This is a genomic window from Rhizobium sp. C1, assembly GCF_021026335.1.
Classification (GTDB): Bacteria; Pseudomonadota; Alphaproteobacteria; order Rhizobiales; family Rhizobiaceae; genus Ensifer_A.
This window is the reverse complement of the sequence record NZ_JAJNCY010000007.1, coordinates 1-22,933: the sequence shown is the minus strand read 5'-3', so window position 1 is coordinate 22,933 and position 22,933 is coordinate 1. Positions and strand designations below refer to the sequence as shown.

Here is a 22,933-nt window from a genome sequence, read left to right as displayed (position 1 = left end):
CGCACCTATCTCCGTTTCGGAAACGAGACGGAGAACAAGATGTTTGACGCCAAGAAACTGCTGGAACAATTCCTCGGGAGCCAGGGGACAGGCGCGGGCAAATCGCTCGGCGGCACTGCTCAGAATGCGCTGGACATGGCGCGGCGCAATCCGCTCGCAGCAGGCGCTATCGCCGGCCTGTTGCTCGGCACCAAGACGGGGCGCAAGCTCTCGACCTCGGCGCTGAAGGTGGGCGGGCTCGCGGCAATCGCCGGGCTCGGCTATCAGGCCTACAAGAACTATCAGGCCGGCAAATCGCCGGAGCAGGTGACGCCGCAGGTCACGGCCGATAGTCCATTGGCGCTGCCGCCGCCACAATCGCCCTTCCACCCCGAGTCCGACGCCAATGACGACGCCTTTGCGCTCGTTCTGGTCCGCGCCATGATTTCCGCAGCCCGTGCCGATGGTCACATCGACGATGTCGAGCGCGGCCGCATCATCGGCAAGATTTCGGGCGCGGGTCTTGATCCGGACGCCGAGGCTTTCCTTGAAAGCGAGCTCTCTCGCCCTGCCGATCTCGACGGCCTGATCGCGGCGGCGCAGAGCGAGGAGCAGAAGGTGGAGCTTTACACCGCCTCCCGCCTTGCCATCGAGCCGGATACGCGCGCCGAGCGTGGTTATCTCGACCTTCTGGCTGGCAGGCTGCAATTGCCTGATGCGCTGGTCGACCATATCGACGTCGCGGTTTCGGGTGCGAAGGCCTGATACGCGAAAAGGCGCCGGGCAACCGGCGCCTTTTGAAAACTTCAATTCGCGTTGAGCGGACAACCCTGCGGCGCAAGGCGTCTCAGGCCGCCCGAGTGTACCTTGCATCCTGCAGATTGAATGCTGCGATAACATCCGCAAGGGTTCGTGCGTCTCCGGCGAGCCGGTGCGTCAGCGCGGCTGTCTCCTCGACCATGGCTGCATTCTGCTGCGTCATCTGGTCCATGCGGGTCACGGCCTGGTTGATCTCTCCGAGCCCGATCGACTGTTCCTGTGCACTCGAAGCGATCGCCGAAATATAGTCGTTGATGCGGGCGACCTGGCCTGCGATCCCCTGCAGCGCGTCAGCGCGTCGCCGGTCTTGCGGACGAGCGTGACGCCCGCATTTACCTCATTGCCGGATTTTTCGATCAGGCTCTTGATATCCTTGGCGGCAGTGGCCGAGCGCTGGGCCAGCTCGCGAACCTCCTGCGCCACGACCGCAAAGCCCTTTCCGGCGTCTCCAGCGCGGGCAGCCTCCACGCCTGCGTTCAAAGCCAAGAGGTTGGTCTGGAAGGCGATTTCGTCGATGACGTTGATGATGCTCGAAATTTCCGTGGAGGCCGCCTCGATGCGACCCATGGCGGAAATTGCATCGCCGACAACAAGGCTGGAGGTTTCCGAATTCTGCTTGGCGGTGCTGACCAGCCGGGCTGCCTCGTTCGCCTTTTCGGAGGCGTTGCGGATGGTCGTGGTAATCTCATCCAGCGCCGCGGAGGTTTGTTCGAGCGATGCAGCCTGTTGTTCCGTCCGTGTGGCCAGGCTTTCGGATGCGGCGCGCATCTCTTCGGAACTGTCATCAATGGAATGGATATTGGCTGACACCTGGCTCAGCGTCTGCCGCAGGCGCGCGACCGCCTGATTGAAGTCGCTGCGCAGCGGTTCAAGTTCTTCATGGAGGCGCGTCGCGATGTTGACGGTCAGGTCACCTTCGGCGAGCTTTGCGATGCCGCCGGCGAGACTGTGGACCGAAGACTTGATTTCTTCCACATCCGCATTGCGGGCCGCCTCGCGCGCATTGCGCTCCTCCCGGCTTGTCTCGCGAAGGCGGGCTGCCTCCTGCTCTGTCTCCCGGGCCGTGAGCGCGTTCTCGCGGAAGCGGTTGACCGCGCGTGACAGCTCGCCGATCTCATTGCGCAGGTCGAGGTTCGGGACGTTCGCGGCGAGATCGCCTTCCGTCATCGCGCGGGCCTTGGCCGTCAATTTGCGGACGCCGCCCAGAATCCTGCTCGACATGAGGACCGTCGCCAATGCCGCCAGCACAAGCGCCACCGCTGCAGCGGCGGCCACGCGGTAGAGAATGGTCGTCGAAATCTCCTTGATCTTTGCAGCCTTCACGCCGGCATAGAGAATGCCGATCACGGTGCCGCTGTCCGAAAGGATCGGCTGGTAGATCGTGTAATAATCGCTTCCCAGGATGACCGCCGCGCCTCGATAGGTCTTGCCGCCGACGACGGAAGGATAGGCGGCGCTCTTTTCGCCGAGCTGCGTGCCCACCGCGCGCTTGCCGTCCGGCTTGACGATGTTCGTCGTCATGCGCCAGAAGTCCTTGCTCTTGTCGTCCCAGCGGAAGATGGTCGCGGTTTCGCCGGAAATGCGGCCGACCGTGTCGATCATGTCGTGATTGGCGAAGCTTGCGGGGATGTCCTTCATGACGATCTTATCGACATTGCCGTTCGCGTCATAGCTCACCTTCACGTCCGGCAGCTGGCTGCCGATGATCTGCGCGGCGATCCGGAGACTGCGGTCCTGTCCGGTGATCGCCTCTTCGCGAATGCGGTCGTTGACGGTGTTTGCCGTCACGTAGCCGACAAGGGAAATTGACAGCAGCACGATGGCGACTACGGCGACGGTAATCGTCGGGACAAGTCCATAGCGAGAGAATATCTTCATCGACAATATCCGGTTCGGTCGAATTGACTCTGTTTTAGCTAGATGGAATTAAGTCTTTTCTGTGTAAATAAATTGATAATTGTAAAGTGCAGAACTCGGGGTGCTGCGCGGAGGCGTTGCGTAAGCCCGGATTTACGTGCGAGAAATCGATTGTGCCGGACTTACGCTTATGCTCCATTGCTCCTCACATTTCGCATGCTGCATGCAGAAACCAGGCTTGAAATGATCGACCTTGAACATTGGACTTCGCGTCCCGCACCAGCCCCTGTGACGCTTGCCGGACGCTACGTTACGGTCCTTCCCTACAAGCGCGAAATTCATGGCGAGGCGCTGTTTGCAGCCCTTGGCGGGGCAAATGAAATCAACGACTTGCTTGCCTATTTCGCCGCACCTGACTTTCATTCGGCAACCGAATTCATGGAATGGCTGGACGCGGTCAAGAAAGCTGGATGGCTGACGGAAGTCTTCATCGACAATGCGTCCGGCAAGGTCGTCGGCATGGCGAATTACATGCGCGCCGACCCGGCCAATGGCGTGGTGGAAGTCGGCGGCGTGGCGCATGGCAAGGCGATGGCCGGTACGCGGCTTTCGACCGAAGCGCATTACCTGATGGCGAAGCATGTCTTCGAAGATCTCGGCTATCGCCGCTACGAATGGAAGTGTCACAACGGCAATGCTGCCAGCAAGCGCGCAGCCGAGCGCTACGGTTTCCAGTTCGAAGGCGTGTTCCGCCAGCACATCATCTCGCGCGGCAAGAACCGCGACACGGCCTGGTATTCGATGATCGACGCCGAATGGCCGGCGCTGAACGAAGCCTTCGAGACCTGGCTCGCGACCGACAATTTCGACCCGCAGGGCCAGCAGATCCGTTCGCTCCAGCAGATCCGCTCCGATCTCGCCGAGGATATCTGACGTGGCGGGCGACAACGAAACCCGCCAATCCGCCATCGCCGCCGCGATCTTTCTCGTGGTGGCGGGGCTGGCGCTTTATTTCATGCCCAACATCGTGCTCTGGATCGGCGGCTTTTCGCCGGTTCTGGCGGTGATTGTCGGCGTGGCGGTGATCGCGGCGTTTTTCGGGGTGTTCTGGGTGCGGTCGCGCTATCAGAAGCGGTGAGTGGCACCGGAAACAGCGTTGCAGGTCAGCGTTCTTTCACCAGGGCTTCGACCGCTGCAATAAAGGCAGTTGTGTCGGCGACAGCCTGCAGGATCTGAGGTTCCTCAATACTATCGCCGCGATAGTCCGCGATCATGCGCAGTTCGTGAAGCCGGTTGAATGACCGGCCATGGTCAGCGGCAACAAAGCCGCGCTTCACGACATGAAGGCTGAAAGCCGCGATCAGACCGCTATGCGTCTTGGCATCGATTGCTTCCGGTGGCGCGCCGGTCGCCAGAAGCGCCGCTTTGGCGGCATCGAACATCGCATAATAGATGCGGTTGCAGGCGCCGTCGGTATCGCCTGCCTCAAGCAGCAATCGCGCCGATGCCAGCGCCCGTGCGGCCTTCGTCATGAAGTCGGCAGGGTTCATAGAGCGATGCCGTCGCGCCGGATATTCGCCAGGAGACGCGGGTTGGGGTAGCGCTCGGGGTGTTGCCATTCCTGTTCCCAGATCGGCAAAGGCTGGATCAAGATGCCCTTCTCGAGAAGGACATCGTAAGCGATGTCCGCCATGGCGAGCTTCGTCGGCACGAAAGAGCCGACGTCACCTTTCAGGAAAACGGCAAGGTCTGCATCGCTGTCCGGCGAATTGTCATTACGCGCACGGCTGCCGAACAGCATCGCACCGCTGATCGAAAACGTCCGGCGGGCTGCTTCAAGGAATGCGCCGGCTGCCTCGCGTGTGGATGGGTCGATCTTTGCCATGGTGAACGCCTCGCTTGCTGCCAGGTGTGAGCTACACGTGACGCGCAGTTCGATGTCTTCATCGATCTTATTACACTAGAATGATGTCGGAAAAAACTGGTGCTGCGAGAGAGGATTGAACTCTCGACCTCACCCTTACCAAGGGTGTGCTCTACCACTGAGCTACCGCAGCATCTGATCCCGGAGCGACGCGTTGGCGTGTCGGGTGAAGCGGGGTGCCTATTGCCACATGTTATCCGGCGGCGCAAGCGCTGGGAGGCAAGTTTTTTGAGAAGTTCAGCACGCTTTCTTGGCGGCGCGTTCTGCGCTATGGGCTTTGCTTCATTTTCAACAACGCGAGACGGGGGCGGGGCGATGACGTCCGGCGCAGACGAGACAGGCGACAAGGGCGAGATGCGCGATGCGGAATCGCGCAAGCGGGCCAAGGAGGCTCTGCGGCGCGAGAAGGAAGCGGAGAAGAAGCGGCTTGCCGGAGCGCTCAGGGCCAATCTCATGCGGCGCAAGGCGCAGTCGCGAGCGCGGCGCGAGGGGGAGGCGGATGAGCGGGACGAGGGGTTGCCGGGCGCGGGGCCCGTGGATCGCGAATAGCGCCGGGTGTATGCAGGCGCTATCAACGCGGGCGGTAAGGGCGTCGAACTGTCGTCGGATGCCCGAATCATCCGCTTTCTTCTTTGGCCTGTTCACTGGTTGCTTCAGCTCTCGCCCGATTGTCCACCAAAAGGCCAGCAAGCCTGCCCTAAATCATCCTCAATCGGGGTGGAAACCATGCGTCCGACTGGCCGAGGGGGCCATATTTCCGGCCTTTCTTGAAGGCACTGCGCCTTTGGGTTATGGGGACCGTCACATCTGACACAGCGGCGTCATCCGGACGCCTGAAAGAGATACATCCATGGATCGCATTCGCATTGTCGGCGGCAAGCCGCTGAACGGCATCATTCCCATCTCCGGCGCGAAGAATGCCGCCCTGCCGCTGATGATCGCCTCGCTTCTCACCAGCGATACGCTGACGCTGGAAAATGTGCCGCATCTGGCGGACGTCGAGCAGCTCCTGCGCATTCTCGGCAACCACGGCGTCGACATTTCCGTGAATGGCCGCCGCGAGCATCAGGACGGGTCCTATTCCCGCACCATCCATTTCACCTGCCGCACCATTGCCGACACGACCGCGCCCTATGAGCTTGTCTCCAAGATGCGCGCCTCGTTCTGGGTCATCGGGCCGCTTCTGGCGCGCGAAGGCCGCTGCCGCGTTTCGCTGCCGGGCGGTTGCGCCATCGGCACGCGTCCGGTGGATCTCTTCATCGAGGGGCTGACTGCGATGGGCGCCGAGATGGAAATCGACGGCGGCTATATCAATGCCAAGGCGCCCAAGGGTGGCCTGATCGGCACGCGCTACACCTTCCCGAAGGTCTCGGTCGGTGCGACGCATGTTCTCGTCATGGCGGCAACACTCGCCAATGGCACGATGGTCATCGGCAATGCCGCGCGCGAGCCGGAAATCGTCGATCTCTGCAACTGCCTCAACGCCATGGGCGCGAAGATTTCGGGTGCCGGCACGTCGACCATCACCATCGAGGGTGTCAAGTCGCTTTCCGGCGCGCGCCATCGCGTGCTGCCCGATCGCATCGAAACCGGCACCTATGCCATGGCGGCCGCCATGGCCGGGGGTGACGTGACGCTGGACGGCACGAGCGTCGATCTGCTCGATACGGCGCTGGAAGCCATCCGTCGCTCTGGCGCCGAGGTCATTGCGCTGCCGACCGGCATTCGCGTCATCGGGCATGGCGATGCGATCAAGCCGGTCGATGTCGTGACAGACCCCTATCCTGGCTTTCCGACCGACCTGCAGGCGCAGTTCATGGGTCTCATGACCCGTTCGACGGGCATTTCGCACATCACCGAGACGATTTTCGAAAACCGCTTCATGCATGTGCAGGAGCTTGCCCGTCTCGGCGCGAAGATTTCGCTCAACGGCCAGACGGCGCGCGTCGAGGGCGTGTCGAAGCTGAAGGGTGCGCAGGTCATGGCGACCGACCTTCGCGCGTCCGTGTCGCTGGTTATTGCCGGTCTGGCAGCCGAAGGCGAGACGATCGTCTCGCGCGTCTATCATCTCGACCGCGGCTTCGAGCGGCTGGAAGAAAAGCTGACGCGTTGCGGCGCCATTGTCGAACGCATCAGCGATTGATGCCAACTTGCTCGCGGTTGCGCGGCGGGCTATCGCTTCTTATCTGCGTATCAAAGAGCGCTGCCCGAGAGCAATAAGGCGTACGGGCAGCGCGCAAGACGCAAAGGTGAGACTATGAGTGGTTTGAAACTGCTGGCGCTGGACGAAGAAGATCTCGACATCGTGTCGGCCCATATGCAGGATTCGGTTTTCAAGGTGGCGGAATGCGCCTTCGATGCCCGAATGAAGCAATTTGCCCTGACGGCCAATCGCTTCGTCTGGGAAACAGCCTCGGAAAAGGGGCGGCCGCTGGAGCGGCGCAAGGCGGCGCTGGTGTTCAAGCGGGTCAGCGGTGTCAAATCCGCCGGCGTCGACCGCAAGAACAGGGATGCCGTGCTTGACTTGCTGGCCATCCGCTTCGAAAAGCAGGGCGAGGGGCCGGAAGGCGTGATCGAGCTGGTTCTGGCCGGCGGCGGCGTCGTGCGGCTGGATGTGGAATGTATCGAAGCGCAGCTTGCCGATGTCGGCGGCGCGTGGGAAACGAAATCGAAGCCGCAGCATCGGGTGGATGCCTAGAGCATAGCGGTATCGGTTTAGCCGTCCCTGTTCAGGGGCGGGACGTCGGAAGGGAATGGGGCATTGGCAATTTGGCTTGACTGGAGCGAGGCGGATTTCGAGGCGAAATTCGCCGCTTTCCTGACGACGAAGCGTGAAGTGTCGGAAGATGTCGGGCAGACCGTGCGCGAAATCATCGCCGATGTGCGCGCCCGCGGCGATGCCGCTCTGGCGGATTATACGCTGCGCTTCGACCAGCTCGATTTTGCCGAAACACCGATGCGCGTGACGGCCGAGGAGATCGAGGACGCTTTGGCTGAGGTCGAGCCGGAAGTGCTGGATGCGCTGCATCTTGCGGCTGCCCGCATCACCAAGCACCATGCCCGCCAGATGCCGAAGGACGATATCTATGAAGACGATATCGGCGTCGGGCTCGGCTCGCGCTGGACGGCGATCGAGGCGGTCGGGCTTTATGTGCCGGGCGGTTCGGCGAGTTATCCGAGTTCGGTGCTGATGAATGCACTGCCGGCCAAGGTGGCCGGCGTGCCGCGCGTCGTCATGGTCGTGCCGGCCATGCGCGGCAAGATCAACCCGACCGTACTGGCCGCTGCCCGCATTGCCGGCGTGGACGAGATCTACCGCATCGGCGGCGCCCAGGCTGTCGCAGCCCTCGCCTATGGCACCGAGACGATTGCGCCGGTCGCGAAGATCGTCGGGCCGGGCAATGCCTATGTGGCGGCCGCCAAGCGCGAAGTCTTCGGCACGGTCGGCATCGACATGATTGCCGGCCCCTCCGAAGTGCTGGCCATTGCCGACAAGGACAATGATCCGGACTGGATTGCCGCCGATCTCCTTGCCCAAGCCGAACATGACCCCGCCGCGCAGGCGATCCTCATTTCCGATGATGCAGCCTTTGCCAAGTCGGTCAGCGATGCGGTGGAGCGCCAGCTTCGCCTGCTCCCGCGCGCCGATACGGCCGCCGCCAGCTGGCGCGACTATGGCGCGGTGATCATCGTGCCGGCGCTGGAGCGCGCCGTGCCGTTGGCCAATCGCATCGCCGCCGAGCATCTGGAACTGGCCGTGGCCGATCCCGATGCGCTGATGGCTGGCATCCGCAATGCGGGCGCCATCTTCGTCGGCCGCCATACGCCGGAAGTCATCGGCGATTATGTTGGCGGCTCGAACCACGTTTTGCCGACGGCGCGTTCGGCGCGCTTCTCATCGGGCCTTTCTGTGCTCGAATATGTCAAGCGCACATCGATCCTTCGCCTCGGCCCGGATCAGCTGCGTGCGCTCGGGCCATCGGCCATTGCGCTTGCGAAGTCCGAAGGGCTCGATGCCCATGCCCGCTCGGTCGGCATCCGTCTGAACCTCGGGAGCTGAGATGGCGAACAAGGCCACGCAAAGGCTCTGCGATGTCGTTCTGGACGAGACGATCGGCCGTTCGACGCCCGATGTGGAGCATGAGCGCGCGGTTGCCATCTTCGACCTGCTGGAGGACAATTCCTTCGCGCCCGAGGGCCACGAGAAGGGTCCCTACAAGCTCTATCTGTCGCTGGTCGAACAGCGCCTCGTCTTCACCATCAAGACCGAGGGCGATGAGCTGGTGGCGACGCATATCCTGTCGCTGACGCCGTTCCGGCGGATCATCAAGGATTACTTCATGATCTGCGACAGCTATTACCAGGCGATCCGCTCGTCCACGCCCAGCCAGATCGAGGCGATCGACATGGGCCGGCGCGGCATCCATAACGAGGGCTCGCAGACGCTGATGGACCGGTTGTCCGGCAAGATCAGGATCGACTTCGATACGGCGCGGCGGCTCTTCACGCTGGTCTGCGTGCTCTACTGGCGCGGTTGAGCCCATGGAGGAGGAGGCCGCCAGCGAAAGCACGGAGAAACGGCCGGGCGCGATCCTGTTCATGTGCGGCATGAATGCCATCCGCTCGCCGATGGCCGAGGCGCTGGCGAAATCCATGCTGCCCAAGGGTACCTATATTGCCTCCGCCGGCGTGCGCACGGGCGAGCGCGATCCTTTCGTCGATGTCGTCCTGGATGAAGTGGGCCTTTCCATCGGCCGCCATCAGCCGCAGACGCTGGACGAGCTGGAGGACGACTATTTCGACCTCATCGTGACGCTGGCGCCGGAGGCGCATCACGCAGCCCTCGAACTCACCCGCTCGCTCTCGGTCGATGTCAAATACTGGCCGACGCCCGATCCGAGCGTGGCGCGCGGCACGCGCGAGCAGATCCTGGACGCCTATCGAGAGGTGCGGGATCATCTGAAAACGCTGATCCAGAAGCGGCTCACCTGAACGCCGCTTGGAATGTGAACGTTTTTTGCAACATGCCGTCCTTTTCGGCATGTCAGAGGTTCACAAAGGCCCAAGCATTGTGTAGTTTCCGCAAAATTTTCGCCGGCGCCCTCTGCCCCGGCCCATAAACCATGCAAGAAAGATCTGTCTGAATGGCAAAAGAAGAAGTTCTCGAATTCCCGGGAATCGTGACCGAACTCCTGCCCAACGCGACCTTCCGCGTGAAGCTGGAAAACGAACATGAAATCATCGCCCACACCGCGGGCCGCATGCGCAAGAACCGCATCCGCGTTCTGGCCGGCGACAAGGTTCTCGTCGAAATGACCCCCTACGACCTCTCCAAGGGCCGTATCACCTACCGTTTCAGATAGTGCGTTTCTGGCGAAACGCACTATCTGTTTTTTCAACGCAATTCCGGACGCGAAACCGGTTCCCACTTTCGCTGGAATTGCTCTAAACCGGAGCAGCGCCGCCCCAGGCGCATCGACCGTATCCCATGGCGACCGAACAAGCCCTCATTCTTGCCTCTGGTTCGCCGCGCCGCGTCGAACTCCTCGCGCAAGCGCGCATCGAGCCCACCCGTCTCCTGCCGATGGATATCGACGAGACGCCGAAGCGCTCGGAAAATCCGCGCACGCTCGCCCAGCGCCTCGCCCGTGAAAAGGCCGAGGCTGCGTTTGCCGTCGTGCGTGCGGATGAGGAGATGAAGGGCGGCTGGGTTCTGGCGGCTGACACGGTGGTCGCCGTCGGCCGGCGCATCCTGCCCAAGGCGGAATACGAGGCGGATGCCTATTCCTGCCTCAACCTGCTCTCCGGCCGCGCGCATTGGGTCTACACGGGCGTGACGCTGATTGCGCCGTCGGGCCACACGCGCAGCCGCATCGTCGAGACCAAGGTGCGCTTCAAGCGCCTTTCCAATGCCGAAATCGATGCCTATGTGCAGAGCGGCGAATGGCGCGGCAAGGCGGGTGGCTATGGCATCCAGGGCATTGCCGGCTCCTTCGTGCAGAAGCTCGCCGGCTCCTATACCAGCGTCGTCGGGCTTCCGCTGACCGAAACGCTGCAGCTTCTGGATGGCGAAGGCTTCGACATCCGCCGGGGCTGGAAGGAAGGCTGAGAGGCCCGATGACCGCAAAAGTCGAACCTTTGAGAAAACCGCGCCCATGCCCCGAATGCGGGCAGCCGTCCGCGCGCGAACACTATCCCTTCTGCTCCGACCGCTGCCGCAATGTCGACCTGGCGCGCTGGCTCAACGGCTCCTATTCGATCCCCGTTTCGGAAGACGAAGAGAAGGCCGACGGCTTCGAGCGCGACTTTGAGCGTTGATTTTGCTCGATTATTCTAGAAGACGATTTTTCTTCAAAAAACAGTCAAAAAACTTCTCCCCGGTGCTGGACACACGCGAACAAGATGCTATAACCCCGCTCGCTTCCGGGGAAAACCCGGCGGGTTTTTGAAGAAACCCGGTCACACAAGCGACAAGTGCCCGGATAGCTCAGTTGGTAGAGCAGCGGATTGAAAATCCGCGTGTCGGTGGTTCAAATCCGCCTCCGGGCACCATTTTTCATTTTAGTAACATCGATGTTGAAAAGATTGTGGTGTTAGGTTGACGCTGCGCTATTTTTTCGTAAATACCGCTTCTGGTCCATTTTGACCAATCACTCGAAAAGTGACAGGTGCCGGGGCTCGCGATTCACCAATCCTTCGGGCTTCTGCGAAAAGCGCGTCAAGCTCTTCCATTGCGGTAGATTCCTCAAGGATTTGGTTCGCGTCCAACAGTCTTTGTCTGCAAATGCTGTAAGCTTCTGCCCCACATTCAACATACGCTGTAGTCATTGCATCAAGCATCATCTCGTGCTCCGAAATGAGAAAGCAGATATGGAGAAAACCGGCCCAAGGTTCCGGCATTTGTGGCGTTAGAAGTGCTAGGGCCAAAAGAGCACAGTGTGCGTTGAGCAAGTCCTCACGCTCGATAGATTCAACCATAATGGTGTGGAGCTTTTTCGCGTCAGACGGCTTGACGTCAAAATTGCTCCATATTAGCCATTTCGTTAAGTAAGTTTTCAGCCTGATTTCTGCGGACAGGCTTGCTTCGGAAGTCTGTTCGATTTCTTCGAAGGTAGCGGCGGCCTCCTCAAAGTAACCGGCATATAGTCTAGCATCCGCTAATCGAAACTGTGCCGTTGCTGTCTTTTCAATCGAGAAGGCAGCCTCGTAGGCTCTTACTGCGCACTTGTATTTATTCGCAAAAAACAAAGAGCCTCCCAACTCACTTAGAAAATAAAACCTTGAGAGATAGTCTGGTTCAAATTTGCGCGCGCGGTTGAATGACCTGATGGCGTGACGGTACAATCCCATGGAAGCTTGGCTATTGCCTAGCGAGTAGAATATAGTTGAAGGATTACGGCCTCGTTCAATTGCCGCTTCTGCCGCCGCTCCGTTTAATTTCTCAAGGGCCTGCGAAACACGGTTATCATTCCCATTGCTCCCCATCAGCGACATGACAAAACTGCCGTAGAAATTGTCCTGTTCTGCGTGGACGTCATTCAGTATCGCTAGATCGGTTGCGTTCTGAGGGTCGCCTAGCAACGCTCGGCAAACTTCAAGTGCCAAACCCTTTTGCTGCGTGCGTATATTTTCCCTCAGGCAGAACAATGCGGCTGATTTGGCGTGTGCAGAGAGACCCATCTTGAGAAGGACAGCAGGCACGCCATAAACCAGTGCTGCCGCAATTTTTTCCAAGGAATACTCATCTATTTTGATATCCAGATAGCCTACATGGGCGAAATCAATTCTTAGAAAACCATCTTTAAGCTGTATTTTTAGGCTCAGGCTTTTAGTATCTCCCTTTCTGAATTTTATAAAAGAAAGCATTTTCGAATATTCGCGGAGAACCTTTTCACAGGCGGAAAAATACGCAAATGATGCTGTGTGATTTTCAACTTCAATGAAAACGCTTTCATTTTGATCCGCGTTCTGCATTCTACGCAGTGCATTAATGTAGCTTGCTATCCCTGACGGGGTCTCTTGAGTCCAATCGTTGGGAACATCGAGGCTGACGGTTTGTGCGTCCTGCCCAACCTGAGCAAATGCTTCATGATTCCAAATCCATTTCCAACCATTGGTGGGTTCGCAATATCTCGCGATTATGGCTGGAACGTTTAATGAAGCCAGATAGTTCAATCGATCTATTTTGACCGTGACTTTGTCGAATTTCTCGGCGTCGTCCGTAGCTTTGAGTTGAACGTAGAAGAAGAATCCTGTTGCTTGACCAGTGTCATCAAAAATTTCGACTTCTAGGTCGACGCCATAGTCGCGACCTTTTTCCCGGCATACCCATTGTTCTGGCAGTAGCCTTTTGAATTCGTTTATTGACTTGTCTTCAAGCTGGTGTGTCCGGGATCGTTGGGGCAAGTTGCGTTCCAATATAGAGCAAACATGATTCCCGTATTTTATATATCGCCTTTAAGCTGAATTGCACCGCCATACCCTTGTAAAGGGTGCCAAATCTCGACCTTTTGTCAGCCTGTGGAGACGTGCGGCGCTTTGCCAGTGAAGCATTTTCCGTCGTCTGAGGACTCGAAAATCCTCACCTCAATGCACAAACTGCCGCGTCGCCAGAAACAGCACGATGCCCAGCGCCATCACAAACGCCGCGCCCAAGATTTCGATCGCCGTGCCGATCTTCACGCCCACTGTTCCGTCGCCCGCGAGTTTCACGGCCAGGCCCTTGGCTGAGACGGCGGTGATGGCGAGAAGGGAGACGGTGATGGCGGTGCCTATGGACATGGCGAAGACGGAGAGGATGCCGCCGAGATAGAGGCTGTTGAGCAGCGAGAAGGTCACGACGATGATCGCGCCGGAGCAGGGGCGGAGCCCCACGGCGACGACGGCCGAGAAGGCTTCCTTAAGGCTGAAATTCTCGCCGCCGAGCGATTGCGGGGAGGGCATGTGGGCGTGGCCGCATTCTTCGCAGAAATCGGCGACGGCGGTGCGGTTCGCATTGCCGGCGCCGAGGAGGCCGGTCGGCTGGGCAGAGCCTGGGATCAGGTTGAAGCCCTTGAGGCCTGATTTGGCGGGGGCCAGGCGCTGGACGGCGGTGTGGTCGCAGCCACAATAGGCGTCGTCGTCATGTGCGTGGAATTCCATGCCTGCCGGCATGCCGGCGATTACCGGCGCTGCGGCGCGGCGTGGCGATCTGCTGACGAGGCTGCGCACCTTGCGCACCAGCATCCAGAAACCGAAACCGGCGACCAGCAGGTAGCTGCCCTGTTCGAGGAAGTCGGTGGCGTTGGTGAGCGTGATCGAGGTTCCACGCAGGATGAGATAGGCGGCGCCGACGACGAGGAGCGCGGTGATGCCCTGCAGGAAGGACGAGATGATCGCGATGAGGATGCCGCGCCTCAGCTGGATCTCGTTGGCGATCATGTAGGAGGAGATGACGGCCTTGCCGTGTCCCGGTCCTGCTGCGTGGAAGACACCGTAGAGGAAGGAGAGGCTGACCAGCGTCCAGAGCTTCCACGGGTCCTGGCGCATGGCGATGAGCGATTGCGTCAGCGCGCGATAGAAGCGCTGCTGTTCGAAATTGACCCACATGAGGAAGGGGCCGCCGAAGCCGGACGTGTTGAACGAGGGTTCTGCCGTGCCGATGCCGAGCGGCGAGCCGGCATGGGCCGCAAGCGGCATCAGGAGCGGGGAGAGGAGTGCGGCTGCCGCAAGTGTCAGCGCAAGGCGTTTTGCCAGGCCTTTCTGGGTCTTCGCGGTCAGCATGTCACTTCGATCCGCGTTGCGAAGAGCTTGGACATGGTCGTTCCCATCGGGTCGTTGAAGAAGGCTTGGGTCAGCGTCTTCTGGTTCTGTGCGATGACTTCGTCGGGGTTCGGGCGCACCACCTTGTGCTGGCAGGCCTTGAAGCCCGCGCCTTCGACGACGATGTCCTTGTCGGTTGCGAAATCGAGCGAGGTGTAGAGCGTCGGGTCCCAGACACCGAAGGTCATGTCGCCTTTCAGCGGCATCGGCGTTGCCGGCTTGACGGCGAAGAACATGAGAAGCTGGCCGTTCTTGTAGTCGACATTGATCACATCGGGCGGCGCGATGTCGATCTTCTTCCCGTTCTGGGTGATGTTCGTATAGTAGTCGAAGTCGGCCAGCGATTGTTTCACCGTCTTGCCGACGGCCTTCAGCTCGTCGGGGTCGAGCTTCAGGTTCTTGTTCTTGTCGAAATCCAGAAGCACGGTCGAGGAGAAGACCTCGTCGAATCGCCAGACGTTTCTGAGTTCCTTGACGTTTCCGTCGTCACCCGCGACGACCTCCAGCCTCGCCTCCACGAAGATATGCGGATGCGCGAAGGCGGCTGCCGGGGCCAGAAGGCCCGTCAGCGTCGTGAGAATGGCAAGCTTGCGGGTCATGGAACCATCGTCTGTCAAAATGTCATGCGCGGAATGAAGGGCCCTGATTGGTCCTCAATCTGGACGAAAATGAGCCCTGTACCCGGCGCATGATGTCGCGGCACCATGTCACGCTGAGACTCGCGGGCAAAGTTACAATTTTTTAAACCATGCCTGCAGGAAGTCGACAAAGGTGCGAACCTTCGCCGGCAGGTGCCGGCGATGCGGGTAGACGGCATATATCCCCCGGTCGGCCGGCAGATAGTCTTCAAAAAGCGCGATGAGTTCGCCGCTTTCCAGATGCTTGCGGGCGACGAAATCCGGCAACAGCGCCACACCGAGCCCGGCCACTGCGCCGCGCAGCGTCGCGGTCGGGCTGTTGACCTCGATGGGGCCGGAGACCTGCACGGCAAAGGAAGAGCCATCCTTGTCGAAGAAGCGCAGCACGCCCTTGCGGCGGCTGTTCGAATCGATGAGGCAGGGGACATTCGACAGGCCGTTGGGATGGTCGAGGCCCTTGTGGCGGGCAATAAATTCCGGCGTCGCGCAGATTTTCAGGCCGAAGTCGGTAATCTTGCGGGCGATGAGCCCGGAATCCTCGAGCTTCGTCACGCGGATTGCCAGATCGAAGCCTTCTTCCACCAGATCGACGAATCGATCCTCGGCGACGATGTCGAGCGACAGGTCCGGGTGCAGCTTGGCGAAATCGATGAGACAGTGGCCGACTTCGGCGTCTACGAAGGTGCGCGGCACCGAGATCTTCAGCCGGCCCTTCAGATCCGTGTTGTTCTCGCGCACGAGATCGGCGAGTTCGTCGATTTCTTTGAGGATTTCCGAGGCCGAGCGATAATAGGTCTTGCCGGCTTCGGTGAGCGAGAATTGCCGGGTCGTGCGGTTAAGGAGGAGGGCGCCGAGCTCGTCTTCCAGTTCGCGCACATATTTGGACAGCAGCGCCTTCGAGCGTCCCAGCTTGCGGGCAGCGGCCGAAAAGCCCTCCGCGTCCACGACGTCGATGAAGGCCCTGATCCGCGTGAGAGTATCCATTTTGCCTCGCTTTATTTTTCCGCGAATATAAGTCCTCCATATCACCCATTTCAATCGTTCGGAAAAAATTGGCCTCGGTCAAAAAAACTCTTGATTACGACAGCGAATGTTCTTATCTCCGCGGTTGCCCAAAGTCGCACGTGCCTGTGGGTGTCCGCCGACCCTCGAACTGGGATTTAATCCCTAAGGTGAGGGTATCGGTAAGGTACCTGGAACTAACCGCTCCAGTCGCTATTCCGGCCAACCGGGAAATGCGAGGACATCTTGAAGCAACGACGGTGCGGGCCTTTCTGGTGTCTGCCGGCTTTCCAACAGCCGGGGTTACTGAAGAGGCACACCTTCATTGCCGGAAGTGCGGTCGGGTTCTCCCCTCCAATCCAAGGCAGACAAAGTGAACGATCGCTCTCACCTGAGCGTTTGTTCGTCATTTGCGTTTGCGTTTCGCTCAGGTTCCGGGGTCTCCACCGGCTGGTTCCTGATCGCTTCGTCATCCGCGCTTTGTCCTTCGGGAATAGATTGATTCTCGAAGCCATGCCGTTCCAACGCCCCGCGTGATGATCACCCGGGACGATGGGTATTTGACTCTGGATTTTTGGAGACCCGCCATGACCTCGCAGCGCATCCTCGACTTCTTCAAGACCCGCCAGCCGGAAGGTCCGTGCCTCGTCGTCGATCTCGATGTCGTCGCCGGCAATTTCAAGGCATTTCGTCATGCCCTGCCGGACAGCCATATCTATTATGCGGTCAAGGCGAACCCCGCTCCGGAAGTCCTGCGTCTTCTCGCAGGCCTCGGCTCCAATTTCGATTGCGCGTCTGTCGCTGAAATCGAAATGGCGCTCGACGCCGGCGCGACGGCAGCCCGCATTTCCTTCGGCAACACGATCAAGAAGGAGCGCGACATTGCCCGCGCTCATGCGCTGGGCGTCAACCTCTTTGCCGTCGACAGCCATGAGGAAGTCGAGAAGATTGCGCGTGCCGCTCCCGGCGCCCGCGTCTTCTGCCGCGTGCTGACCAATGGCGAAGGCGCCGAATGGCCGCTGTCGCGCAAGTTCGGCTGCGTCCCGCAGATGGCTGTCGACGTTCTCGTCTATGCGCATCAGCTGGGTCTCGTTTCCTTCGGCGTTTCGTTCCATGTCGGTTCGCAGATGACCAAGGTCGATGCCTGGGATGCAGCCCTTGCCGATGCAAAGCGCGTCTTCGTGTCGCTGGCCAAGCAGGGCATCGAGCTGCAGATGGTCAACATGGGCGGCGGCTTCCCGACGAAGTACCTGAAGGACGTCCCGACCGCGCAGGCCTATGGCAAGGCGATCTTCGCATCGCTCTCCAAGCATTTCGGCAACCGGATCCCGATGACCATCATCGAGCCGGGCCGCGGCATGGTCGGCAATGCGGGCGTGATCAAGTCGGAAGTCGTCCTGATCTCGAAGAAGTCGGACAATGACGAACATCGCTGGGTCTTCCTCGACATCGGCAAGTTCGGCGGTCTGGCGGAAACGATGGACGAAGCCATCCGCTACCCGATCCGCACGGAGCGTGATGCCGACGACATGGGGCTGTGCGTGCTGGCCGGCCCGACCTGCGATTCGGCGGATGTTCTTTACGAGAAGAACATGTATCCGCTGCCGCTCTCGCTCACCATCGGTGACGAGGTGCTGATCGAAGGCACGGGCGCCTACACGACGACCTATTCGGCCGTCGCCTTCAACGGTTTCGAGCCGCTGAAGTCCTACTGCATCTGATCGGTCGCCCGGGATATCCCCGGGCGCCTCAAGCCGGCCGCGAAACCGTCATAAAGCCTTCATCTGTCGTTCAGACAGGATCGGCTAGAACAGTTTCCAGGCTGAATTGACAAAGGTTCGATTGCAGATCGGTCGACGCAGACCGCAAGCCATCGCCCTTCATGGGGCGAGGCGTTCACCCACAATATCCGGGCCGCATTGAGCGGTATTGAAGTTCGGGAGGCCACGATGGCCCTTGTTCTTGATGTCCTGCGCGCGCAAAACGCGCCTGAATTCACCATTGAGCCGGAAGCTGCCGGCGATGTCGTCGCCCGCGAGCGTCTGCTGGATGCCGCCATGGGTCCGAACCGCCGCAAGAAGTCGTCCGAAAAGCTGCGCCGCGGCCGTCTGCCGGCTGAAGGCCTCGCGCTCGTCGCCCGCGACCCTGCCGGTCACCTCATCGGCACCGTGCGCCTGTGGAACGTGCATGCCGGCATTACACCGGGCGGCGCGCCGCTTCCCGCTCTGCTGCTCGGGCCGCTTGCCGTCGATGCGTCCCATGAAGGCAAGGGCATTGGCGCGGCGCTGATGCGGGCGGCCATTTTCGAGGCCCGCCGGCTTGGCCATGGGGCGATCCTGCTCGTTGGTGACGCACCTTATTATGAACGCTTCGGCTTCTTCGCCGACAAGACGGCCACGCTGATGATGCCCGGCCCGTTCGAGCGCTCGCGCTTCCTGGCACTGGAGCTGGAAGACGGCTGGCTCAAGGGCGCTGCCGGGGTGCTCGTGCCCTGCGGCCGCAAGCTTTCGGTCGCCCCGATCAAGAAGGCGGCCTGAACCGTCCAGCTTTGACTGCGTCAACTGTGCCGGCTTCTGAAAGGGGGCCGGCATTTTTGCGAGCGCAAACCGCATTTTTGGCGGTCTGACGCGAGGTTTTCCGCGCCTGCATCCGCTTTGTTACAGCGCCTGTCGCAAAGCGTTGCGGCACAAGGCCGTCTCCCGGCTTCTGCAAATTATGGTTAATCAATTGATAATAAATACATTTTTTGCCCGCTCCTAAGTCCCGATTCGGGCTGTCATATATCCTTCATACAGATGTCACATAAGCGTAACTCCGGGGGCCTAATGAACCCCGGCGACCGTGTGCCTTGCAAAAGGGGCGGTTTCAATGAATTACCATCACGTACAGGGAGAACTGCCGTGAACTTCATCCGCAAATTCGCAGTCGGCGCCGCCGTTGCCACCATCAGCCTCACGGTCGCAGGCGCGTCGTTCGCCGCCGACATCACGGGCGCAGGCTCGAGCTTCATCAACCCGGTTCTCTCGAAGTGGGCTGAAGGCTACAAGGCCGCCACGAAGAACATCGTCAACTACCAGTCGGTCGGTTCGGGCGCAGGCATCAAGCAGCTCCTCGCCAAGACTGTTGTCTTCGGCGCAACCGACAAGCCGATGAGCGACGCCGACCTCGAAAAGAACGGCCTTGCCCAGTTCCCGATGATCTCCGGCGGCATCGTCGTCACGTATAACATCGAAGGCGTAAAGCCGGGCGAACTCGTGTTCGACGGCGAAACGCTTGCCGGCATCTTCCTCGGCAAGATCACCAAGTGGGACGACCCGGCTCTCAAGAAGCTGAACCCCGACGTCAAGCTGCCGTCTTCGCCGATCTCCGTCGTTTACCGCGCTGACGGTTCGGGCACGACCTTCAACTTCACGAACTACCTCTCGAAGGTTTCGCCGGAGTGGAAGGAAAAGGTTGGTTCGGACACGGCTGTTCAGTGGCCGGTCGGCTTCGGCGCCAAGGGCTCTGAAGGCGTTTCCACGACGGTTGCTCAGACCGCCGGTTCGATCTCCTACGTCGAGTACTCCTACGTTGTTGCCAACAAGATGGGCTATTCCAAGCTGAAGAACGCTGCCGGCAAGGTCGTCGAGCCGACGCTCGACACGTTCGCCGCTGCTGCTGCCAACGCTGACTGGAAGGGTTCGAAGAACTTCAACGTCATCGTCACCAACCAGCCGGGCGACAAGACCTGGCCGATCGCAGCATCGACCTGGGTTGTTCTCTACAAGCAGCCTGCCGACAAGGCTCTGAACGACGGTGCTCTCGACTTCTTCAAGTGGGCCTACGAAAAGGGCCAGAAGGACGCGACCGCTCTGAACTACGTCGCTATCCCGGAAGCCGTCTCGAAGGTCGTGATGGAATCCTGGAAGAAGGACTTCGGCACGAAGTAATCGGCGCCACGGCGCACAATTGGCGGACAGAGATGATCTCTGTCCGCTTTTCATGACCGGGACAGGGGTTGCAGAATGGTCGACGCGACAAACGGGGCTGATTTTTCGCGGGTGGACGTTGCCTCCATCACGAAAACCTTCAAGCTACAGGACCGTATTTTCTTCTTCATGACGCTGGCATCGGCCGCTCTGGTCGTCCTGATGCTGCTTGCCATTCTCGTCGTTCTGGTGATCGACGCGCTTCCGACGTTCCAGACATTCGGCCTGTCCTTCCTGTGGGGCACGGTCTGGAGTGCGCCGACAGATCACTACGGTGCAGTGCCGGCCGTTCTCGGCACACTGATCAGCTCGCTGATCGCCATGCTCATTGCCGTGCCGCTCTCCTTCGGCATCGCCATCTTCCTGACGGAGCTCTGCCCCGGTTCGCTGCGCCGCCCGATCGGGACAGCCATCGAACTGCTCGCCGGCGTTCCTTCCATCATCTACGGCATCGTCGGCCTCTTCGTGCTCGTGCCGCTGATGCAGCTTTACATTCTGCCCTTCCTGATCGCGACAATCGGCCAGGTTCCGGTCATCGGCTACCTGTTCCAGCCGCCGGCGCCGGGCGTCGGCCTGCTGACTGCCAGCCTCGTGCTTGCCATCATGGTTCTGCCCTTCATCACCGCCATCACCCGCGACGTGTTCCTGACCGTCCCGCCGATGCTGCGGGAATCGGCCTACGGCATGGGCATGACGACCTGGGAAGTCGCCCGCAACATTCTGATCCCCTATACGCGCCGCGGTCTCGTCGGTGGCGTGATGCTCGGCCTCGGCCGCGCGCTCGGTGAAACCATGGCCGTCACCTTCGTGGTTGGCTCGGTGACCCGCCTGCAGGCCTCGATCATCTCGCCCTCCACAACGATCTCCGCGCAGATTGCCAACACGTTCGGCGAAGCCGACGGGCTGCAGCTCTCCAGCCTGATCGCCCTTGGCCTCCTGCTCTTCATCCTGTCGTTCTGCGTGCTTGCGCTGGCGAAGTGGATGATTGGCCGCTCTGACTCATTCTGAGGATCGCCCCATGGAAGATACCATTCGTCAGAACATCATGTCGCGGCGCTACGGGCGCAACCGCCTGATGATGACACTCTCCGTCGTCGCCGCCGGCCTCGGCATGTTCTTCCTTGCCGTCATCCTCGGCACGCTGCTTTACCACGGGATTTCGTCGCTCAGCCTCGACGTCTTCACGATGAGCATTCCGGCCGAAGGCTCGCGTGGGGGGCTTCTCAACGCGATCTATGGCACGGCCATGGTGACATTCTTCGCCATCCTGATTGCCGCCCCGATCGGCATTCTGGCCGGCACCTATCTGATCGAATATGCCAACGGTTCGAAGCTGGCCGAAGCCGCGAAGTTCATCAACGACATCCTGCTGTCCGCGCCTTCGATCATCATCGGCGTCTTCGTCTATGGCGCGATCGTCGTACCGATGCGCGGAAACTCGGCCATTGCCGGCATCGCGGCGCTCGCTCTGATCGCGCTGCCGGTTGTCAACCGCACGACGCAGGACATGCTGCTGCTGGTGCCGAACGCGCTGCGTGAAGCCACCGCCGCGCTGGGTGCCCCGCGCTGGAAGTCGATGACGCATGTCATCTACCGCTCGGCCTGGACCGGTATCCTCACCGGTATCCTGCTCGCTGTTGCCCGCATTAGCGGCGAAACGGCTCCGCTCCTCTTCACGGCCGGCTATTCGAAGTTCATGAATGCCGGCTTCACGGGACCGATTGCCACGCTGCCGGTTGCGATCAATACTCTTGCCGCAGATCCGGGTGAGGATCTGAAGCGTCTGGCCTGGGCCGGCGCGCTGATCATCACCGTCGCGATCCTCGCCATCAACATCCTTGCCCGCCTGATGGGCGGCCGCCGCCAGTGACGCGGACGCAACGATAGGAATGGAATTATGAACATGACCGATATGAATTCCCAGAGCGTCATCCAGAATCGCGGTGGTTCCTTTGGCCCGGCCGATCTCGAAATGCCGGTCAAGGTGGAAGTGAAGAATCTCGACTTCACCTATCAGAACGGCCATCGCGTTCTGAAGAACGTCAACATGAAGATCCGCGACAAGACCGTGACCGCCTTCATCGGCCCGTCTGGCTGCGGCAAGTCCACGCTGCTGCGCACGTTCAACCGCATGTACGATCTCTATCCGGGCCAGAAGGTCGAGGGCGAGATCCTGCTCGACGGCAAGAACATCCTGGCCAAGGACGTCGACCTCAACAACCTGCGCGCCAAGGTCGGCATGGTGTTCCAGAAGCCGACGCCGTTCCCGATGTCGATCTACGAAAACATCGCTTTCGGCATCCGTCTTTATGAAAAGATCTCGAAGTCGGAAATGAACGACCGCGTTGAAGCGGCTCTGACGGAAGCAGCGCTCTGGACTGAGGTGAAGGACAAGATCAACCAGTCAGGTCTCGGCCTCTCCGGTGGTCAGCAGCAGCGCCTCTGCATTGCGCGTGCGATTGCCGTCAAGCCCTCCGTCCTGCTCCTCGACGAGCCGGCCTCGGCGCTCGACCCGATCTCGACGGCGAAGATCGAGGAGCTGATTGAATCACTCCGTTCGCATTACTGCATCGCCATCGTGACGCATAACATGCAGCAGGCCGCTCGTACCTCGCAGTACACCGCCTTCATGTATCTCGGCGAGCTGGTCGAGTTCGACTCGACCGACAAGCTGTTCAGCGCCCCGAGCCAGCAGCGCACGAGCGACTATATCACCGGCCGCTTCGGCTGAGTGTATTACAGATTGGAGCGTACCACGTTCCAACCGGCGGGTTGTCTGGAGGCGACCCGCCGGTTTTCGTTTGTGGGGGTGTTGCGGCTAGAGCGTTTCACCGTTTTTCTGAATCGGTTGGGATTCCCAAATCAGTTTTGTTCTGATTCATTGATGCCGGTTGGATGGAGGCCGGCATCAATGACTGCACCGATATCAAACGATCTTCGTGAGC

25 protein-coding genes and 2 tRNA genes are annotated in these 22,933 nt (G+C 60.1%); 19 read left to right on the top strand and 8 right to left on the bottom strand.

What is annotated here, in order from left to right; all coding sequences use genetic code 11:
* Window positions 1-39 precede the first annotated feature (39 nt).
* Window positions 40-744 (top strand): tellurite resistance TerB family protein, encoded by a 705-nt coding sequence (locus tag LQK83_RS15350; protein ID WP_230838277.1) that lies wholly within the window; start codon window positions 40-42, stop codon window positions 742-744.
* Window positions 745-975: 231 nt separating this feature from the next.
* On the opposite strand, the gene LQK83_RS15345 is transcribed toward LQK83_RS15350, so the two are convergent.
* On the bottom strand, window positions 976-2,676 hold the full coding sequence (locus LQK83_RS15345) for a methyl-accepting chemotaxis protein (protein ID WP_330166289.1): 1,701 nt from the start codon (window positions 2,674-2,676) through the stop codon (window positions 976-978).
* A 222-nt stretch (window positions 2,677-2,898) separates the two neighbouring features.
* On the opposite strand from LQK83_RS15345, the gene LQK83_RS15340 reads away from it, so the two are divergent.
* Window positions 2,899-3,588 (top strand): GNAT family N-acetyltransferase, encoded by a 690-nt coding sequence (locus LQK83_RS15340; protein ID WP_230838276.1) that lies wholly within the window; start codon window positions 2,899-2,901, stop codon window positions 3,586-3,588.
* A 1-nt stretch (window position 3,589) separates the two neighbouring features.
* Window positions 3,590-3,793 (top strand): hypothetical protein, encoded by a 204-nt coding sequence (locus LQK83_RS15335; RefSeq protein ID WP_230838275.1) that lies wholly within the window; start codon window positions 3,590-3,592, stop codon window positions 3,791-3,793.
* 25 nt (window positions 3,794-3,818) lie between these two features.
* On the opposite strand, the gene LQK83_RS15330 is transcribed toward LQK83_RS15335, so the two are convergent.
* The 3 genes from LQK83_RS15330 to LQK83_RS15320 all read right to left on the bottom strand — a co-directional run bounded on the left by LQK83_RS15330 (window position 3,819) and on the right by LQK83_RS15320 (window position 4,712).
* Window positions 3,819-4,205, bottom strand: a complete 387-nt coding sequence (locus LQK83_RS15330; RefSeq protein ID WP_230838274.1) for a HEPN domain-containing protein — start codon at window positions 4,203-4,205, stop codon at window positions 3,819-3,821.
* Window positions 4,202-4,540, bottom strand: a complete 339-nt coding sequence (locus LQK83_RS15325; protein ID WP_230838273.1) for a nucleotidyltransferase domain-containing protein — start codon at window positions 4,538-4,540, stop codon at window positions 4,202-4,204. Before LQK83_RS15325 ends, LQK83_RS15330 begins: the two co-directional genes overlap by 4 nt.
* Before the next feature lie 97 nt (window positions 4,541-4,637).
* Window positions 4,638-4,712, bottom strand: a tRNA-Thr gene (locus LQK83_RS15320).
* 221 nt (window positions 4,713-4,933) lie between these two features.
* Between LQK83_RS15320 and LQK83_RS15315 the strand changes: the two genes are divergently transcribed.
* From LQK83_RS15315 to LQK83_RS15270, 10 genes are all read left to right on the top strand, one after another.
* On the top strand, window positions 4,934-5,128 hold the full coding sequence (locus tag LQK83_RS15315; protein ID WP_230838444.1) for a hypothetical protein: 195 nt from the start codon (window positions 4,934-4,936) through the stop codon (window positions 5,126-5,128).
* 301 nt (window positions 5,129-5,429) lie between these two features.
* Window positions 5,430-6,722, top strand: a complete 1,293-nt coding sequence (gene murA / locus LQK83_RS15310) for a UDP-N-acetylglucosamine 1-carboxyvinyltransferase (protein WP_230838272.1) — start codon at window positions 5,430-5,432, stop codon at window positions 6,720-6,722.
* Between the two features lie 114 nt (window positions 6,723-6,836).
* Window positions 6,837-7,277 carry a DUF2948 family protein gene (locus tag LQK83_RS15305; protein WP_230838271.1) on the top strand — a complete coding sequence of 147 codons (441 nt, stop codon included), beginning with the start codon at window positions 6,837-6,839 and terminating at the stop codon, window positions 7,275-7,277.
* A gap of 63 nt (window positions 7,278-7,340) precedes the next feature.
* Window positions 7,341-8,639, top strand: a complete 1,299-nt coding sequence (gene hisD, locus LQK83_RS15300; RefSeq protein ID WP_230838270.1) for a histidinol dehydrogenase — start codon at window positions 7,341-7,343, stop codon at window positions 8,637-8,639.
* A gap of 1 nt (window position 8,640) precedes the next feature.
* Window positions 8,641-9,117 (top strand): UPF0262 family protein, encoded by a 477-nt coding sequence (locus LQK83_RS15295; RefSeq protein WP_230838269.1) that lies wholly within the window; start codon window positions 8,641-8,643, stop codon window positions 9,115-9,117.
* Window positions 9,118-9,121: 4 nt separating this feature from the next.
* Window positions 9,122-9,571 (top strand): arsenate-mycothiol transferase ArsC, encoded by a 450-nt coding sequence (locus tag LQK83_RS15290; protein WP_230838268.1) that lies wholly within the window; start codon window positions 9,122-9,124, stop codon window positions 9,569-9,571.
* Between the two features lie 152 nt (window positions 9,572-9,723).
* A complete protein-coding gene (infA, locus tag LQK83_RS15285) occupies window positions 9,724-9,942 on the top strand; it encodes a translation initiation factor IF-1 (RefSeq protein ID WP_109856675.1) in 219 nt (72 codons plus the stop codon).
* Window positions 9,943-10,067: 125 nt separating this feature from the next.
* Window positions 10,068-10,688, top strand: coding sequence for a Maf-like protein (locus LQK83_RS15280; protein WP_230838267.1), 621 nt, complete (start codon window positions 10,068-10,070; stop codon window positions 10,686-10,688).
* 8 nt (window positions 10,689-10,696) lie between these two features.
* The gene (yacG, locus tag LQK83_RS15275) at window positions 10,697-10,897 is read left to right on the top strand and encodes a DNA gyrase inhibitor YacG (protein WP_230838266.1); all 201 of its coding nucleotides are present in this window, start codon (window positions 10,697-10,699) and stop codon (window positions 10,895-10,897) included.
* Between the two features lie 158 nt (window positions 10,898-11,055).
* Window positions 11,056-11,131: transfer RNA gene (locus LQK83_RS15270), tRNA-Phe, on the top strand.
* 57 nt (window positions 11,132-11,188) lie between these two features.
* Here LQK83_RS15270 and LQK83_RS15265 read toward each other — a convergent pair.
* The 4 genes from LQK83_RS15265 to LQK83_RS15250 form a co-directional block, all read right to left on the bottom strand.
* A complete protein-coding gene (locus LQK83_RS15265) occupies window positions 11,189-12,985 on the bottom strand; it encodes a DUF4365 domain-containing protein (RefSeq protein WP_230838265.1) in 1,797 nt (598 codons plus the stop codon).
* Window positions 12,986-13,165: 180 nt separating this feature from the next.
* The gene (locus LQK83_RS15260) at window positions 13,166-14,341 is read right to left on the bottom strand and encodes a nickel/cobalt transporter (protein WP_442966772.1); all 1,176 of its coding nucleotides are present in this window, start codon (window positions 14,339-14,341) and stop codon (window positions 13,166-13,168) included.
* A complete protein-coding gene (locus tag LQK83_RS15255; RefSeq protein WP_230838263.1) occupies window positions 14,335-14,979 on the bottom strand; it encodes a DUF1007 family protein in 645 nt (214 codons plus the stop codon). Before LQK83_RS15255 ends, LQK83_RS15260 begins: the two co-directional genes overlap by 7 nt.
* 132 nt (window positions 14,980-15,111) lie before the next feature.
* Window positions 15,112-16,002: a LysR family transcriptional regulator gene (locus LQK83_RS15250; RefSeq protein WP_230838262.1), complete on the bottom strand. Its 891-nt coding sequence runs from the start codon at window positions 16,000-16,002 to the stop codon at window positions 15,112-15,114.
* Between the two features lie 605 nt (window positions 16,003-16,607).
* Between LQK83_RS15250 and odc2 the strand changes: the two genes are divergently transcribed.
* The 6 genes from odc2 to pstB all read left to right on the top strand — a co-directional run bounded on the left by odc2 (window position 16,608) and on the right by pstB (window position 22,719).
* Window positions 16,608-17,741, top strand: a complete 1,134-nt coding sequence (gene odc2 / locus LQK83_RS15245; RefSeq protein ID WP_230838261.1) for an ornithine/lysine decarboxylase — start codon at window positions 16,608-16,610, stop codon at window positions 17,739-17,741.
* Window positions 17,742-17,969: 228 nt separating this feature from the next.
* A complete protein-coding gene (locus LQK83_RS15240; protein ID WP_230838260.1) occupies window positions 17,970-18,557 on the top strand; it encodes a GNAT family N-acetyltransferase in 588 nt (195 codons plus the stop codon).
* A gap of 363 nt (window positions 18,558-18,920) precedes the next feature.
* Window positions 18,921-19,949: a phosphate ABC transporter substrate-binding protein PstS gene (gene pstS / locus LQK83_RS15235; protein WP_442966771.1), complete on the top strand. Its 1,029-nt coding sequence runs from the start codon at window positions 18,921-18,923 to the stop codon at window positions 19,947-19,949.
* 75 nt (window positions 19,950-20,024) lie between these two features.
* The gene (gene pstC / locus LQK83_RS15230) at window positions 20,025-20,996 is read left to right on the top strand and encodes a phosphate ABC transporter permease subunit PstC (RefSeq protein ID WP_230838259.1); all 972 of its coding nucleotides are present in this window, start codon (window positions 20,025-20,027) and stop codon (window positions 20,994-20,996) included.
* A gap of 10 nt (window positions 20,997-21,006) precedes the next feature.
* On the top strand, window positions 21,007-21,858 hold the full coding sequence (gene pstA, locus LQK83_RS15225; RefSeq protein ID WP_230838258.1) for a phosphate ABC transporter permease PstA: 852 nt from the start codon (window positions 21,007-21,009) through the stop codon (window positions 21,856-21,858).
* A gap of 33 nt (window positions 21,859-21,891) precedes the next feature.
* A complete protein-coding gene (gene pstB / locus LQK83_RS15220; protein WP_442966780.1) occupies window positions 21,892-22,719 on the top strand; it encodes a phosphate ABC transporter ATP-binding protein PstB in 828 nt (275 codons plus the stop codon).
* Window positions 22,720-22,933: the final 214 nt, after the last annotated feature.

Coding starts and splice junctions, on each gene's coding strand:
- LQK83_RS15350 (WP_230838277.1), top strand. CDS start 40: ATGTTTGACGCCAAGAAACTGCTGGAACAATTCCTCGGGAGCCAGGGG.
- LQK83_RS15345 (WP_330166289.1), bottom strand. CDS start 2,676: ATGAAGATATTCTCTCGCTATGGACTTGTCCCGACGATTACCGTCGCC.
- LQK83_RS15340 (WP_230838276.1), top strand. CDS start 2,899: ATGATCGACCTTGAACATTGGACTTCGCGTCCCGCACCAGCCCCTGTG.
- LQK83_RS15330 (WP_230838274.1), bottom strand. CDS start 4,205: ATGAACCCTGCCGACTTCATGACGAAGGCCGCACGGGCGCTGGCATCG.
- LQK83_RS15325 (WP_230838273.1), bottom strand. CDS start 4,540: ATGGCAAAGATCGACCCATCCACACGCGAGGCAGCCGGCGCATTCCTT.
- LQK83_RS15315 (WP_230838444.1), top strand. CDS start 4,934: ATGCGCGATGCGGAATCGCGCAAGCGGGCCAAGGAGGCTCTGCGGCGC.
- murA (WP_230838272.1), top strand. CDS start 5,430: ATGGATCGCATTCGCATTGTCGGCGGCAAGCCGCTGAACGGCATCATT.
- LQK83_RS15305 (WP_230838271.1), top strand. CDS start 6,837: ATGAGTGGTTTGAAACTGCTGGCGCTGGACGAAGAAGATCTCGACATC.
- LQK83_RS15295 (WP_230838269.1), top strand. CDS start 8,641: ATGGCGAACAAGGCCACGCAAAGGCTCTGCGATGTCGTTCTGGACGAG.
- LQK83_RS15290 (WP_230838268.1), top strand. CDS start 9,122: ATGGAGGAGGAGGCCGCCAGCGAAAGCACGGAGAAACGGCCGGGCGCG.
- infA (WP_109856675.1), top strand. CDS start 9,724: ATGGCAAAAGAAGAAGTTCTCGAATTCCCGGGAATCGTGACCGAACTC.
- LQK83_RS15280 (WP_230838267.1), top strand. CDS start 10,068: ATGGCGACCGAACAAGCCCTCATTCTTGCCTCTGGTTCGCCGCGCCGC.
- yacG (WP_230838266.1), top strand. CDS start 10,697: ATGACCGCAAAAGTCGAACCTTTGAGAAAACCGCGCCCATGCCCCGAA.
- LQK83_RS15260 (WP_442966772.1), bottom strand. CDS start 14,341: ATGCTGACCGCGAAGACCCAGAAAGGCCTGGCAAAACGCCTTGCGCTG.
- LQK83_RS15255 (WP_230838263.1), bottom strand. CDS start 14,979: ATGACCCGCAAGCTTGCCATTCTCACGACGCTGACGGGCCTTCTGGCC.
- LQK83_RS15250 (WP_230838262.1), bottom strand. CDS start 16,002: ATGGATACTCTCACGCGGATCAGGGCCTTCATCGACGTCGTGGACGCG.
- odc2 (WP_230838261.1), top strand. CDS start 16,608: ATGACCTCGCAGCGCATCCTCGACTTCTTCAAGACCCGCCAGCCGGAA.
- LQK83_RS15240 (WP_230838260.1), top strand. CDS start 17,970: ATGGCCCTTGTTCTTGATGTCCTGCGCGCGCAAAACGCGCCTGAATTC.
- pstC (WP_230838259.1), top strand. CDS start 20,025: ATGGTCGACGCGACAAACGGGGCTGATTTTTCGCGGGTGGACGTTGCC.
- pstA (WP_230838258.1), top strand. CDS start 21,007: ATGGAAGATACCATTCGTCAGAACATCATGTCGCGGCGCTACGGGCGC.
- pstB (WP_442966780.1), top strand. CDS start 21,892: ATGACCGATATGAATTCCCAGAGCGTCATCCAGAATCGCGGTGGTTCC.